Genomic DNA, 15,687 nt, shown 5'->3' on the forward strand with positions numbered 1-15,687 from the left:
TCCTCCTTCAGAACGAAATGATCACTCCCGGGCGTCAGCGCGGTCCGCCGCCGAACGTGGGACGGCTGGTGGTGGTCTGATGCTCTTTGGCTGCCTTCGGCGATTCGGGATTCCCGAACTGATGCAGCGCCGGCGAATCCCAGATCACTTTGTCGCCGGGAGCCAGGTTCGCCGCGTCCATAAAATGCTTTCTGGCCTGCTCAGAATCCCCCAACGCATAGAGCGTAATCGCGTAATTATAGTGGGCGGGACCGGACTGTGGTGCCGCCGTAATCGCCTGGGAGAAATACGCCTTCGCCTCTTCGAATTGTCTGCCCTGATACGCCTGCGCACCCTGTTCGGTCAGCGTGACGGCCTGCGCCGTCGCCCCGGTCTCCAATGCCAGGGGGACCAATGGTTTTGGTTTGGATGTCGAGCAGGCGACCATGCCGACCAGGATCACCATGGCCAGGCAGATTATCAGACTGTTGGCTCTGTGTTTGGGTTCCATGTGCGGTCTATCCCTTCGCATATTTTTGTGTTTCTTCTTCGAAGGTCTTTCGGTAGAGCACATCCCACTCCGGACTCCCTTCCACGATACCCCTGGAATAGGACGTCAACTTGGCACGTATTTTCCTGTCGATGTCGCCTTCGGCTTCGAGCTCGGCAGCCAAGACCCGCTTGATCTGTTTCAGGACCCGTCCGTCGTCGACCGTCACGGCGACCAGGGAACTCTTCTTGACGGCCTGCAGAATCACGTGCGAGAGATGGTTGACCTTGTCGTCGCTCAACATGCAGCGTCCGCCTTCATGATGCCGCCGACCGACAAGCGAGTCTCGGTCCTCCCGTCACAACACGATGCCTCGCTCCCGGACCAGCTTCTGTTTGAGCAGGGTGAACATCTTCTGGTAATCCACGCGACCTCGCTGGATCTCCTGTTCATGGGCCTTCAGCATCTGCCGGACTTCGGCGTTCAATCGGTCCTCAACCGACAATTCATCGGTAATGACCGTTTCAAGCGACTCGGCAAACGATTTGCGAGGCGCCTGCAGCACGATATGACCCTCTGTTTCGAGCCGAACCGCCAACGACTCGGCCATGTGTCTGATCCGCTCCTTCGACAGACGCATCGGTTAGAGCTGCTCCACTCTGATGGTCCGAGCCTCCTCCATGACACGCCGCAAGATCGTCGCGTCCCCAAGGATCCGGCCGATGACGTTGACGCGGTCCGCAGGGACAGGATCCGATCCCATACTCATGGGGGTGCGCCCGAAGAACACCGCCAGGACCTGCCCCGCCCCCCAGAACGCGACATCACCCACCTTGAGCTGCGTCGTCGCGGTCTCGCGATGATCCTTCACGCCGTCGAGCTTGAAATAAAACTCCTCTCCCCAGACATTGACGGAGGCTTCAACCGGCAACGCCGCATAGACCTCCCGTGCCGTTCTGGTGGGTTTCAACTCCGCCTCGACCTGAACCGGTCCGACGGTGATGCGAATTTTCTTCGGTGGTTCAAGCGTCATTTCCGACCGGGCGACGTCAAGCGGTCCGCATGAAAACCCGCATCTATCGCGGACTCTAGCTTGTTTATCAGGTGAAATCAAGGCTACAATCGCGCCGCATGCTCACCTCGACATTCGTGCTCCTCAAAGGGGTCGGACCCGGCACCGAGCAGCGGTTCTGGCAGGACGGAATCGGCGATTGGTCCGAGTTCTTGAAGCGACCGGCCGTCTCCGGCATCTCTCCGGCAAGGAAAGCCTGGTATGATCGGGATCTCACCGAGGCTATGTCACACCTCGAAAGGGGACGGACGGACTTCTTCGCGACGGCCCTGAAACGCCACGATCATTGGCGCCTGTTCGAGACGTTTCGGCACCGGACCCTCTATCTGGACATCGAAACCACCGGATTGCCCCACGCCTCCGGGCATGTGACCATCGTCGGACTCTATCGAAACGGCCGGATGAGCAGTCTCGTGCACGGCGACAGCCTGACGGAGGATCGTTTGCAAGAAGAACTGGCACAGACCGATCTATTGGTTACATTCTTCGGCAGCGGTTTCGACATCCCCTATTTGCAAGCGACCTTTCCGAGACTGGACTTCCGAAAACCGCACTTCGATCTGTGCCCGGCTGCTAGGAGGCTGGGGTTACGGGGCGGCCTCAAGCACGTCGAACGCGAAGCGCAGATCCACCGTGACCACGATCTGGCCGGTCTGGACGGCTGGGATGCCGTTCGGCTATGGGAACAATGGCGGGGCGGCAGCGAGTCGGCCTTGAGCCTACTGCTCAAGTACAACGCCGCCGACACGCAAAACCTGGAGCCGTTGGCCCACCTGATCTTCGAGGGTTTGGCGGCTCGCTACGGGCCGCGCTCGGTCACGGGCACCGGCGGGCGCGGTCCAAAGAACCGATCGGAGGATTCGTGAATCGGCCGGAACATTGGATCGGCGCGGGCCGGACAGAAATCGGACGAGTCCGTCCGACCAATCAAGATGCGTTCGCCGCCCTGAACGAACGAATGGTCTGGCTGGTCGCGGATGGTATGGGCGGACACCCGGCCGGTGACTTGGCGGCCCACATGGCCGTCGCGTCCGTCGTGCAGGACGCCGAACGCTGTTTTCACCCCGCGTGTGGGATGACGGACGACCCTTCCCGTCTGTTGAGCGAATGGCTGATCGCGGCCAACCGGAGTATTTACGAACACGCCCAAGCTCAGCCGGGGCTCACAGGCATGGGCACCACGATCGTGGCGATGACGATCACGACCGCTCCGGCACCAGCGGCTCACATCGCCCATCTCGGCGACAGTCGTGCCTACCGTTACCGCGCCGGGACGCTGCGCCAGTTGACGCGTGACCATACGTTGATCGAGAACTATCTTCGCAGCGGACTGATCAACGAAGCGCAGAGCAAGACCCATCCGGAACGGCACGTCCTCACAGAAGCCCTCGGCATCGAGCGACACGTCACGCCGACGACAACGACGGTGCGGATCGAGCCGGAGGATCGGTTCCTGCTTTGCACCGACGGTCTGACCAAAATGTTGGACGACCGCGAGATCGCCGCCTGCCTTTCCGATGCCGAGGCAGACCCTTCGCGGATCTGCGACGCGCTTATCGACCAGGCGCTCGACCGGGGAGGTCAGGACAACGTGACCGTCATCGTCTGCATCTCCATGAGGTCAGTCAGCCGTCGACCATCGAACCATTGACAACACCAGATCGGGCATGTAGCCTCGATTCACGAGACGCGCAACGCTGAGAGGTGTGTCGGGCATGAGGATGCGACAACTGATTCGTCGAACAGCATGGGCTCTAAGCGTCGGCGCGATCCTATTGACCCCATCAGAACAACCGGCAGCCGCGGAGGACGACGGACCAGAGGCGGCAATTCGTGCCATGGTTCGCGCCAATGCCGACAAGGACATGGCCGCCCTATCGCGACTGATGGCCCACGACTCTGACATTATCAGCTACACAATCGGAGGGAGAAAATATGTCGGCTGGCCCGATATCGAGCGCGATATGCTCGAGGAGTTCGGCTCGGCCGCCAAACTTGAACTTCCGATCCGGGAATTGAAGGTTTGGACCAAGGGGGATCTCGCCTGGTACACGATGGAGTTGGATTACATCCGCACCGTCATGCAGGACAAGGGGCGCCAACGGGCCTTGCTGCCGTTGCGGGAAACCGGCGTATTGGAACGCCGCGACGGGCACTGGGTGCTCTTGTCCTGGCACGAATCGTTCCGAAACTCCGGCGGCGCCGTTCAACTGGCCGACGAGGAATCGCGTGGCTCCTCCGTGCGACCTGTCGCAGTCTCGCAGGACGGGGAAGCGGATCTGAGCGGTGAATGGGACATCCTTGAAGTCGAGGACAACAAGACGTACAAGGCCACACTGGACAAGGCCGGGAACGGACCGTACAGCCAACAAGGCGGACGTTTCGTTACGACAAAATTCGAGGACCGAGCCTGGCACGGCACATGGCACCAAACGGGTAATGACCGTGAAGGGGGCTTTGAGGTCCTGCTGTCCGAGGACGGTAGGCAAGCCAAAGGCGTCTGGTGGTATACGCGAGTGGGCGACAAGAAGAATATTCCTCCTCGGCAATGGGGGGGCACATATATATGGAAGAGGATCACCACGGCCTCGCCGAGTCAGTGAGCCTGCTACGATTTTAGCCGCAGGGTATCGATTCAGTCTCAACAAGAGCTCATGGGTTACGAGAGATTGCGGATAATTCGGCCTTAGGAGGTACCATGTTGCCAGCCTTCGTTGTGCTGTTCGTCAGCCTCTGCATGATACCGCCGGCCTCGGCATCCGGTGGACATGACGCGCACGATCACCACGCCGTTCCCACGCTGGCCAATCAAGTCACGACGAAGGTCACGATCGAAGACGATCTGGTCAGGCTGACGTTCGGGCCGATCGACCTGCCGTCGGCCCATGACGGCGACTTGGCCGCTTCCATGCCCAAGCATGTCTTTCAACTACCGAAGGACATGTATATGGTCGGATTCAAGTCCGAAGTCTTCACCAAAGACGGCACCCCGTTGCCCCGCAACTATTTGCATCATATCCTGATGCTCAACAACGATAAACCGAGCGTGTCCTGTCCCGGTGAGCCGTTGTTCTTCGGCGGTGCCGGTCTCGAAATGACCGAGGCGAAGTTCCCCGACGGCTACGGGGTGAAACTGGCCAAAGGCCAGAATCTCATGTCGGTCGTCGCCTTCTATCACAAGGCCCCACCCACGCGGGACGTGATGGCCAGCTTTACGATGTACATGGCTCGTGAGGACGCTCCGATTCAGGAGATGGACGTGTATCAAGTCGGCGTGAACGTGGTCTGTTACAGCAAGTTCGCCCAGCGCGGTCCCGATCAGACCGATGAAGGCATCGAGATCAAGCCGGGCGTCCAAGTCCATGCCGCCCCGCTGAAGTTTTCGATGGATGGTTGCGTTAAATTCGCCTATCCCCACGGACATGATGAATTGCTGTTGATCGCGTTGGAAAACAAGACTCGCATGGAGACCTTGTTACGAACCGTTCCCGATGTCTCCATGGACGGCACCTTCCTGGAGTTTCCTCCGCACCAGGTCTACAAGAACGGCCAAGGGTTTCCGGTGACGAAAACGGACGATTACGAGATGGTGATGGTCCATCATCATCCACTTCAGAAGAAAGAGGACCAGCACGGCATGGGCAACTATCTCCTGTACATGACTCCCGGTGCCTGTCCTGGCCCCAGCACGGCACAAGTCCGATAGTCCCCCGCCAGCTCCCTACCCTGGGTGCCGGCTCAGGTGAGCGCCGGTTTACCTTTCAACTCCTTCGGCCTCTGTTCGGCACCTGTCCCTTTTTGTGCAACTTTCAGTTCTGTTCACCCGCCCCCTACCAAAGCGGGAGCGGATTCCGGCCTATCTGGACTGTGTTTCCATCGAGCCCGTATGATATTCACTTACCCACCGACGCTTGCGGTCGACGACGATCTCGGACATGACCGGCCCGGCCCGGTCTCAAAATAGCCGGCACGATCGAGCGTTCTGCCGACGCGGGTCGGAACGATCTGGACGACCACGGTACGCCAGGGAATTTTTCGATGGCGCAGCGCATGCCGGTTTCGATCCTGATCGTCAACAGCCATCCTCAAGAGATCAAGCTCATCACGGTCGGTTTGCGCGGCTTTTTTTCTAACTGCCGAGTCGACGTCGCCTATTCCGCGGAGGAGGCCAGAGTCCTCTCTCAGACATACGCGATGGAATGGACTTTGATCGTCGTCGATGACGGATGTCTTCTCGGAAATGATCAGGGATTGATCGAAGAGCTCAAGCAGCAGGCCGCCCAAGCCTCGGTGATCCTACAAAGCGCTCAACCCGATACCGCCATGGCCGCTCACGCGATGCAGGCGGGCGCGGACTTTCTCCTATCGAAGCAATCTCCCGCGTTTCTCGCCGAGATCCTCTTCTGCGCCAGACAAGCATTGGAAAAGCAGGATCTCAAGATCGCCGTGGCACGCACGGAGGCGCGCTATCAACACCTGCTCGCCGCAATACCGGACATTTTCTATGAACTGAACGCCGACGGACAATTCGTGGCGCTCGGCTCGAACGTGTCGTTGTTGCTCGGTTATGCGCCGGAAGAACTCGTCGGCACACCCTATACCACGGTCTTTTCTCCGAAAGACCATGCAGCGGCCGCCTTCCGCTTCAACGAGCGGCGCTCCGGCTCCCGAACCACCCAAGGTATCGAGCTACTGTTTAGGGGAAAGCCCTCCGCAGACCAGCGCGAGAAAGTCGTGTCGGCGGAGGTGCGCGCGCGCGGTCTGTACGATCCGCACCGGCGCTTTCTGGGCACCATCGGGATCATCCGCAACCTGACCTCCGATCGAGCCGGGAGACATGCGGTTCAGGGCTCGATATCAGGAACAACCGGCGGTGACATGCCTCGGACGGTTATTCACCAGTTCATCTCGCTGTCCGAGGAGATCGTCCGACCATTGGAAGCACTGCGTCAGGAGGCCCAGATCCTCCTGGACACCGTACGTTCCGCCAATCTGGAAGACAAGTTGGTTGGTCTTGTCGAACAATCGACTGCCGCCGGCACCCTGCGGAACCGGCTTGTCGAGCTTATGCACACGACGGCTGAGCAATCCGCAGTCGGACGTACTATCAACGACCTCATTGAAGATGCGTTGGCGTCCTTGGCCGTTCACAGCGCCTGGCCGCTCACCGTCACGACGGACTATGCCTCCCAGTTGCCGTTGTTTTCAGGCGATCATGTGCAGACCGTCGAGTGTTTGCGTCAACTGCTGTCGGCCGTGCGAACCATGCTGGCCGCCAGCGGGCGGAGTCGCACGCTGGGTATTCGCACAGGCGTGGTCGGTCAAGCGGCAGAAGGAGCCGGTCCTGTGCTGTTCGCCCTACCCCCTCAGAGTGAAATCGAAATCGAATGTCTTGAGTCGGAAACCTCTCCCACGGAACAACCAGACAGAGCCGCTCAGCCGGATACACCGGATACGGTAGACTGGCCTGTTCTCTACGGTCTGGTTTCTTCACTGGGCGGCAGGTTGGACTTCTCTCTCCCCGCGACCGGGCCGCTTCGCGTCGTCATGCGTCTTCCCATAATCGCCGGAACACCGTCGGCCGAGGCCATCAAATCCGTTCCCATCACGCGCCGACGAGTCGAGGAGGACCGCCCATTGCCCCTCGCGCACCAGCGCGACGAAAAGGATCGCAGGGCCGCTCCGCGTGTCGTCGCCGCGCTGCCGGCCCGCGTGACCATCGGGTCGGCGGTCTGGCACGGCTCTCTCGTCAACTTGGGTCAGGGAGGCGCCTGTGTCACTCTGGCCTCAGACTTCCCCTCTTTCGATCAGCAGGCTGTTCAAGTCGTGCTGCGGACCATGGTCGGTACGCTGGAACTGGCCGCCTCGGCCGTCCCGCGCCAGGCCATCGATACGGCGAGGACGCAAGGAACACCGCCCGTTCGCCTGATTCTGATCTTCGAAGCGCCCAGTGATACGGAATCCTCTATTCTGGCGTCGTTGATCGAGGCCGCCCGAGAACAGTCGCTGAGCTTTTCCGTCGATGTCCAACTGACATCGACCACGGGAGATCGCGTATCTTCGGTACCCTATGGCGACGACCGACGGGAAACCGTACGGGTACCGTTGGTCCTTCCCGCTCGACTGGAAACGGAGCCGGCCGGGCAGGACCGTTTGATCGCCCGGGTGGTGGACATCAGCCGTCAAGGAGCGTACCTCGTCGTCAACGCCAGCCCCGACCGGCTTCAGGACTCTATGCTCCTCCACTTCGCTTCCGGAAAAATTTCGAGCCATTCGGGCCCTCACGAATCGGGTCCGCCGGACTTTTCCTTGCCGGTGAAGATCATCTGGTCGGCTCCGGATGTCGGCGCTTCGAGCGAGTTGCAACCGAGCCACGTCGCTCCAGCCATGCACGTCGGGGTCGGCTTCCTGCCGCTCACTCCCTATGCCGAGCGCGAATTGGCTCGCCTCGTTCGGCAACACCTTTCGGCGCCTCCCCTCACAAGAACTCGCGGCGAAACATCGATCGTCAGCATTCAACGGCAATGCCGAACTGCCCGAGGTCAGACCATCGTTATCGTCGACGATCATCTTGGACGGCCGATGGCGTCGGACGTTCCGGTGCTGATCATCGCACCAGGCTACGGTCAAACGTCGCGCGACTATGCCGGCCTGTCGTATTTTCTGCTGAGTCAGGGGCTGCGCGTGCTGCGTTACGACCATGCCAATCACCTCGGTCTGAGCGACGGGGAGCCGCAGAACACGACGCTACGAGGCATGCAAGCTGATCTCGTCAAAGTCGTCGAGTTCGTCCACCACACCTGGCCATCTGCCCGCGTCGCGGTCTTGGCCAGCGATCTGAGCGCTCGAGCGGCGTTGAAGATGACGGTTCAGACGCATCCGCTCGACTTACTGATGCTCCTGAATCCCGTCGTCGACGTCGGAGTTGCCCTGATGGCCGTCCATGGACACGATTTGATCGCGGATTATCGCTATGGCCTGCGGCGCGGGACCACAAATCTCATGGGCCTCAACGTCAATATTGACCAATTCGTGGCCGACGCCATTGCAGGCCGCATGACGGACCTTGGCTCCACTCTTGAGGACATCCGCCTCCTGCATTCTCCGCTCGCGATCATCAGCGGTCCACGGAACGAAGAAAGCCCGCTTCCTCCCTCGGATCTTCCGCATGATTTCCTGAGCGCCCTCAGCAGCCAGACACGGATCATCAGCATTCCGTCCCCCATCGCCGCCCGGTTCCATGCCGATGAGACGGAGTCCGCGGCATTCCGACAGATCCTCGAGCACATCACGGTCGCGCTGTCATGGCACCCGGTCTCCACCGACCTCGGTCCCGCGACCTCGGAGGGGCTTGCGCGCCAGCTCCGCTTGGAGTTGGAACAGACTCGCTTGCATCGCAACGTATCCCAGGTCAACCGCGACGCGCTGGGATTGGCCCATCTGCAACAACTGCCTCACCTCGCCAATGTTCATGAATACCGGAAACTCCTGGATGATCTGCATGTCCTCCTCACCCCGCTGTCCCCGGAAACGATCGTCGTGGACGCGGGTCTCGGACAGAGCGACATGACTCGGACGATACTGGTCAACCACTCCTATTGGACGAAGCAAATGATGCAGTCTCCGGAACAGGCCCCGCTCCTCATCGGATTGGGGCGCGATGCGGACCACGTACGGCAGGCGCGGCACCAGACAGTCCTACTGCAGCGAGAACTGGCCGGCGGAAAAGGCGGAGGGCTCACATCGATTCCTGCGATGAAATGCGCGTGGATGCGCACGGATTGGGCGCAGGCGCTGCCGTTCCGTTCGCAGTCGGTACACCGTATCGTCTGCAATCTCTCGTTGTCCTTTGTCAACTCGCCACATGCCGCACTTCGCGACTGGATCAGGGTGCTCCATCCGCAAGGCCGTCTCGTCTTTACGACGTTTCATTTTGACACGGACCTTTCTACCCTCTACCGACGACACCTCCGGCTGGCGAACCAGGATGAGTTCGGCGCGCAGCCTCAAGGCGTCCTCCACTACCTTGCGCGTCTGCGCGAAGCCATACGTCATGGCATCCTCCATACCTTCGATCACCACGCCCTGGCCTCTCTGCTGCGCCAGTGCGGGGCCCAGCCGTTTCGCATCAGTTCGATCTTCAATGGTCAAGCCCTAGTCGCCGTCGTAGGAAAACGGATTTCCTCTAGCTCCTTCTAGCCCCTCAGTGTATACTCCGTACATCTTTGAACATGGACTAACCTGAGCGCGCAACAGAGTCGACCAGACATTGAATTAGGACTTCTGCCTCCCGGGTGACATGTCGATACGACCTGCGAATCCCGCATCGGACAGTTTCCCGACCACTGAATTTCTCGATCAGCTGACACGATTTTCCATCGACTTGGGCGCCATGACCGATTTGGGTCCCTTGAGCAGGCGCGCCATCCAAGAACTCTGTCGAGTGGGAGGCGCAACACAAGGGGCTCTTTATCTTCTCGACCGGGAGCATGAACATTACCGTCGAGCAGCTGCGACGGACTCATCGACGGCACTCAGGTTTCCCGAATCCATAGCCTTGGACCATCCGATCCCGCATCGACTGGCGTCGCCGCAAGCGGAGGTGGCCCCGCATCATTCTCCCACCTCCGGTGGATCATTCGCCCTCGAATCTTCCGACGAGCCAACGTTGGTGGCCATGGGCATGGCGCTTGCGCTGCCACATATCAGCCGCGGACAGTTGATCGCGTTTTCCTTGTTGGACTCGGCACAGCCTCGCGGTCACGAGGCCTCGTCTGTCCGTGCGCTGTTGGCCGTCCTGACACAAACGGCGACGAATGCGGTTGATCGACTGATGCTCTATGAAGACCTGCACCGTTCCCACCTGCTCATGAAACGAACGGACCGCCTCAAGTCATTGGAGACGATCGCCGGCGGATTCGCTCACGAGATCCGCAATCCCTTAACCTCCATCAAGACCTTCATCCAACTGGCTCCCGAGCGCAAGGACGACCCGGACTTCATACGGGACTTTAGCCGTATCGTGCTCGACGACGTGTACCGGATCGAACGACTCATCGACGAGATCCTCGACTACGCACGATACATGGAACCCAAACTCACTGAAGAAGACATCAACGATATCGTGTCGTCCTGTCTCTACTTCATCGAGGTCAAGGCCGACACCAAAGGGATCAAGATCGAAAAAGAGTTGGCGTCGAATCTGCCTCGTGTCATGCTGGATCGTCAACAAGTCAAGCAAGTCTTCTTGAATCTATTCTTGAACGCCCTGGACGCCATGGGAACAGAGGGCGGCTTTCTGCGCGTCCGCACGAAACTCTTGAACAGACCCGGCGGAAGAGTTTGGGTGCAAGTGGAAACAGAGGATACCGGAGAAGGTATTCCGGAAGGCAATCTCGAGCACATCTTCGATCCGTTTTTCACAACCAAGCACGAAAGCGGCGAACACGAAGGGACCGGGCTCGGATTGACGATCGTGCACCAGATCATCCAGGAGCATCGTGGTGAGATCCAAGTCCGCAGTGTGCCGGGACAAGGAACGACGTTTCTCGTGAACCTGCCCGCCCTGTCGTCATAACCGGCTAGAGACGGAGTGATTGCCAGCGTGAAAAAGCGAGTCCTTTTGATCGACGACGAATCGCGGGTTCGCGCATCCTTGAAGGCCGTCCTCGAACCTACCTACGAAGTCATCCAGGCCGCCGACGCACAGGAAGGGCTCGACCTCTACCATAAGGAAGCGCCCCACCTGATTCTCCTGGACGTGATTCTTCCCGGTACGGACGGGCTGTCGGTACTCCAGTCGCTGCGGTCGGAAGACTGTCCGGCCCCCATCATCATGCTGACCGGCACAAAATCGGTGAAGACGGCCGTGGATGCCATGAAGTTGGGAGCGGCGGATTACCTGTCCAAACCGTTCGACGCGGAAGAACTCCGCATCGTGGTGGACCGCGCGCTCAATTCCAAGGAGCTCGAGCGAGAGGTCCGGACCCTCCGGGCGCAAGTCACGCAGCGATACGCGTTTCACAACCTCATCGGGAAAAGCCGTCCGATGCAGGAGATTTACACCAAGATCGAGCAGGTCGCCGACAGCCGAACGACGGTGCTCATCACCGGCGACAGCGGAACCGGAAAAGAATTGGTCGCCAAAGCGCTGCACTTCAACAGCGGGAGGCGAGATCGTCCGTTCGTCGCGCTGAACTGTGCCGCGCTCCCCGAAACCCTGATCGAGAGCGAATTGTTCGGTCATGAAAAGGGGTCCTTCACGGACGCCACAGCCAGACGAGTCGGCCAATTCGAACTGGCCAACAGCGGCACGCTGTTTCTGGATGAAATCGGCGACCTGAGCGCCATGACTCAAGCCAAGTTGCTTCGCGTCCTTCAAGAGCGGGAATTTACCCGGATCGGCGGTGTCCAGGCCATCAAGGTGGACGTCAGAATCGTGGCAGCAACCAACAAGAACCTCGAGGAGCTCGTCAGGAAAGGACAGTTTCGAGAGGATCTCTACTACCGCATCAACGTCATCGCGCTCTATCTTCCTCCGTTGCGGGATCGAGGCGAAGACGTCCCGTTGCTTGCCAGACATTTTCTGTCGAAGCGTATCGAAGAGGATAACCGACCGCACCAAGAGTTCTCTAAGGACGCCATCGACCTCCTGACACGGTATCCGTGGCCCGGCAACGTCAGGGAGATGGAGAACATCATCGAACAGGCCTTCATATGGTCAAAAGGATCCGATAACGTCACCCCGGAGCACCTCCCGACGATCGTTCGTAACGACAGCCGCTCCTCGTCGTTACGCGACGATACCCTGGCAGGTCGTCTGTCTCTTGAAAAGGCCGTGATGGAGTTCGAGCGTGAGATCATTCTGGATGCCTTGAAAAAGAACAACTACATCCAAACTCACGCGGCGAACCAACTGGGCATCAGCCGCCGCATGCTGAAATATCGAATGGACACGCTGGGAATCGGCAGGCCGGACAGCGACAGCAGCGGTGAAGCGGACCCTCCTGTGCAGGAATAACACATTCCTTTCATATAGTGAGTGGTTTTTGCAGCACTCGTGCGGAATTGCTCGTCTGATCGACAGCGTATTGTTCGGATTGTGAACCCATATATAGCGTTTCGATTTCGCTCGACCCCATGTGCTCGGAGTTCTTCAAGTATGCGCCATAAATGGCTGAAAAGGAATGAGAATTGCTTAGTGACACTGCAAAACCCGCATAAATGAGACAACCGATGCACGTTGCGCTTCCAGAGAATACCTCGCAGGCCAAGCCAACGGTACTCGTCGTCGACGACGAAGCTGGACCACGGGATGCGCTCAAAGTCATTTTGCGGCCTTTCTTTAATATTCAAGCAGCCGGATCGGCCCGAGCCGCGATCGACGTCCTCAACTCGCAGCGGATCGACCTCATCACTCTCGATCAGAAACTGCCCGATCGCCAAGGTCTCGACCTGCTCCAAGAGATCAAGCATGACCACGCAGATATCGAAGTCATCATTATAACTGGCTACGGGAGCCTCAAAGCCGCCATGGATGGGATCCGTCACGGGGCGGCTGGCTACCTCCTGAAGCCCTTTAATGTGACGGAGTTGGTCACCTTGGTGAACCAGACGCTTCACAAGAAACGACGCCTGGACTATCTCCGCCGCTTCGTGCAGTACCCGGAAGCGATGTGGGAGTCCGAAGCGTCCTGTGCCGCGACCTGGAACGAGATCCGGGCCGGCTATGCTGCAATCTGCCCCCAGCCGGATGAGACCGCCTCGGACGAAGGCGCAGACTTCAGATCGCTGCTTCCCATGCTCTCCGACCTCCTTGAAGCCAAGGAACGGGAGCTGCTCAACCATTGCAGCCGGGTCAGCTTCTACGCCACGCTCCTCGCCAACCGGATGGACCTGACCGAAGGGGAGCAAAAGTCCCTGGCTCTCGGGGCCTTTCTTCACGACATTGGAAGAATAGTCGCCGGTCCCTGTCATTTTGCCGACGATGCGATTCGAAGCCTCGGCGGGACACAGGATCACACACGCCACACAGAACTCGGCGTCAGAATGATCGCACCGCTGGGCTTACCGGCGGAAGTGGGGCAAATTATCGGGTACCATCATGAACGGTGGGACGGAACCGGGTACCCTCACGGCTTACAGGGTGAGGGCATTCCGCTTCTCGCACGGATCGTGTGTCTGGCGCAGGCCTTCGACCACCTGACTGTAGAGTTACCGGACCGGAGTTCTCTTTCTCTGTACGAGGCCTGTGATTTCATCACCGCTCACACCGGCGACTATTTCGACCCGACCTTGACCGCCCTGTTCGTCAGAGTGGTGCAGGAATGCCAAGCCTCCCTTCCAGCAATGGCGATCGCCACCAATCCATCGAGACCACCTCACGCCTGACGGCGTATTTCTCGGCGCTCGTTACCGGCCCCTGCAATCAATTCGGCCGCCGTTTCACGGATCTTGTTCGTCACGGTCGTCCCCGCGAGCATCCTGGCAATTTCGTCTTCGCGGCCTTGCCCGTCGAGCAAGGCTGCCCACGTCGAGGTCCGCCGGTTGTCCGTTCCCTTTGAGACCAGGAAATGGTGCTCCGCCTGGGAGGCGACCTGAGCCAGATGGGTGATGCAGAACACCTGATGATAGGATCCCAATTTTCGCAGTCTCATACCCATCGTCGCTGCCGCAGCCCCGCCCACGCCCGTGTCGATTTCGTCAAATACCAAGACCGGAACATGATCCCGTTCAGCCAGCACCGTTTTCAGTGCCAACATGATTCTGGAGAGCTCGCCGCCCGACGCGATGCGCGCAAGCGGCTTTGGAGGCTCCCCAGCGTTACTGGCCAGCAGGAATTCCACGCGATCAGCGCCGGCAGGGCCGAACTCTTGCCCTTCCCCCTCCTTGGAAACCAGCACCTCGAAGGCTGTCTGTTCCATCTTCAACACGGCCAGTTCAGCTCTGACCGACTCCGCCAGACGCCTGGACGCCTCTTTGCGCTTCTTGGAGAGCCGTTGAGCCAGTCCCTGGACTCGTTTGAAGGCTTCCTGAACGGCCGCAGCCCCTTCGGTTGTTCGGGAGTCCGATTCTTCGATCGCACGAAGCTCCGCGCGAGCCCGATTGCCCGCGGCAAGAACGTCTTCGATCGTCCCACCGTATTTTCTCTTGAGGCGTTGGATCAGGTCCAGCCGGCTCTCCACCTCGTTCTGTCTTGTCGGGTCCGCGTCCATGCCATCCGCGTACAGTCGGAGCCGACCGGCCAACTCCTTGAGCTGAATCGTGGCACCCGTCACCGGTTCGAGACAATCCTCCATGGTCTGATCCGTATGCTTCAGCTCGGCAAGCAGCCGACCCATCCGCCCCAATCGCGTCAGAACACCCTGCTCATCCACTTGCAACTCGGCATAAGCCCCTTCCGCCAGTTCACGCAGGCGATGGGCATAAAGCAGCCGCTGCCGCTCCGCCTGGAGCTGTGCGTCCTCGTCCGGATTCAAGCCTGCGTGATCGACCTCCTGAAGCTGAAAACGGAGGAAGTCTGCGCGCTGCCCCCTGTCGGCCCCCGCACGCTGAATCGCCTCCAATTCGGCAAGTCGAGATTTCCATTGCCGGTAACCGGCTTGGTACTCTTCACGCAGCCGTTCAAGAGATCCGAATGCGTCGACGGCCTCCATTTGCGCTGTTGCGGACAACAGAGATTGTTGCTCATGTTGGCCGTGAATATCGACCAACGTGCCGCCGAGTTCCTCCAGCGTGCGTAAAGGGCAGAGGCTGCCGTTCAGGTAGATGCGGTGACGTCCCGTTCGAGATAGCACCCGCTTCAAGATCAGCTCGGATTCACCGGCTGTAACCGCGCCGGCTGTGCGGAGACGTTGCAGGACCGGATGCGCATCAGAAAGGTGGAATGCAGCCTCAAGTTGCGCCTCTTCCTCTCCTGAGCGAATCTGCTCGGAGGAACCACGGCCGCCGACAAGAAGGCTGATGGCATCGATCAGCAGAGACTTCCCGGCTCCGGTTTCACCTGTGAACACGGTAAAGCCTGCTTGGAATGAGAGGCGAAGCTCGTCAATGAGCGCAAAATTCTTGATGCGCAACTCGGCGAGCATGGTGGCGAGTGAGCAATCTCCCCTGAGCCGTCGACGTCCTCTGATGTGTGAGCCCGGAT

At 59.4% G+C, this 15,687-nt stretch carries 11 protein-coding genes and 1 pseudogene; 8 read left to right on the forward strand and 4 right to left on the reverse strand.

Annotation, left to right across the window (positions count from 1 at the left end; all coding sequences use genetic code 11):
- Positions 1-34: 34 nt before the first annotated feature.
- The 3 genes and pseudogenes from P0111_17840 to P0111_17850 form a co-directional block, all read right to left on the reverse strand.
- Positions 35-490 carry a tetratricopeptide repeat protein gene (locus P0111_17840; protein ID MDF0645893.1) on the reverse strand — a complete coding sequence of 152 codons (456 nt, stop codon included), beginning with the start codon at positions 488-490 and terminating at the stop codon, positions 35-37.
- A gap of 7 nt (positions 491-497) precedes the next feature.
- Positions 498-1,109: pseudogene (locus tag P0111_17845) on the reverse strand (DUF507 family protein).
- A gap of 3 nt (positions 1,110-1,112) precedes the next feature.
- A complete protein-coding gene (locus P0111_17850) occupies positions 1,113-1,502 on the reverse strand; it encodes a cyclophilin-like fold protein (GenBank protein ID MDF0645894.1) in 390 nt (129 codons plus the stop codon).
- A gap of 98 nt (positions 1,503-1,600) precedes the next feature.
- On the opposite strand from P0111_17850, the gene P0111_17855 reads away from it, so the two are divergent.
- From P0111_17855 to P0111_17890, 8 genes are all read left to right on the forward strand, one after another.
- Positions 1,601-2,407 carry a ribonuclease H-like domain-containing protein gene (locus P0111_17855; protein ID MDF0645895.1) on the forward strand — a complete coding sequence of 269 codons (807 nt, stop codon included), beginning with the start codon at positions 1,601-1,603 and terminating at the stop codon, positions 2,405-2,407.
- Complete coding sequence (locus P0111_17860) at positions 2,404-3,192, forward strand: Stp1/IreP family PP2C-type Ser/Thr phosphatase (GenBank protein MDF0645896.1); 789 nt, start codon at positions 2,404-2,406, stop codon at positions 3,190-3,192. Before P0111_17855 ends, P0111_17860 begins: the two co-directional genes overlap by 4 nt.
- Before the next feature lie 64 nt (positions 3,193-3,256).
- Positions 3,257-4,144 (forward strand): nuclear transport factor 2 family protein, encoded by an 888-nt coding sequence (locus P0111_17865; protein MDF0645897.1) that lies wholly within the window; start codon positions 3,257-3,259, stop codon positions 4,142-4,144.
- A gap of 95 nt (positions 4,145-4,239) precedes the next feature.
- Positions 4,240-5,247, forward strand: a complete 1,008-nt coding sequence (locus tag P0111_17870) for a hypothetical protein (protein ID MDF0645898.1) — start codon at positions 4,240-4,242, stop codon at positions 5,245-5,247.
- Positions 5,248-5,579: 332 nt separating this feature from the next.
- Positions 5,580-9,740, forward strand: coding sequence for a PilZ domain-containing protein (locus P0111_17875; protein MDF0645899.1), 4,161 nt, complete (start codon positions 5,580-5,582; stop codon positions 9,738-9,740).
- Between the two features lie 100 nt (positions 9,741-9,840).
- Positions 9,841-11,118: an ATP-binding protein gene (locus P0111_17880; protein ID MDF0645900.1), complete on the forward strand. Its 1,278-nt coding sequence runs from the start codon at positions 9,841-9,843 to the stop codon at positions 11,116-11,118.
- 27 nt (positions 11,119-11,145) lie between these two features.
- Positions 11,146-12,561: a sigma-54 dependent transcriptional regulator gene (locus P0111_17885; GenBank protein MDF0645901.1), complete on the forward strand. Its 1,416-nt coding sequence runs from the start codon at positions 11,146-11,148 to the stop codon at positions 12,559-12,561.
- Between the two features lie 215 nt (positions 12,562-12,776).
- Positions 12,777-13,931 carry a response regulator gene (locus tag P0111_17890; GenBank protein ID MDF0645902.1) on the forward strand — a complete coding sequence of 385 codons (1,155 nt, stop codon included), beginning with the start codon at positions 12,777-12,779 and terminating at the stop codon, positions 13,929-13,931.
- Here the strand turns inward: P0111_17890 and recN are convergent.
- Positions 13,922-15,628, reverse strand: coding sequence for a DNA repair protein RecN (recN, locus tag P0111_17895; GenBank protein MDF0645903.1), 1,707 nt, complete (start codon positions 15,626-15,628; stop codon positions 13,922-13,924). The genes P0111_17890 and recN overlap by 10 nt on opposite strands.
- Positions 15,629-15,687 lie beyond the last annotated feature (59 nt).

It is taken from the genome of Nitrospira sp. (assembly GCA_029194535.1).
Lineage (GTDB): Bacteria > Nitrospirota > Nitrospiria > Nitrospirales > Nitrospiraceae > Nitrospira_C.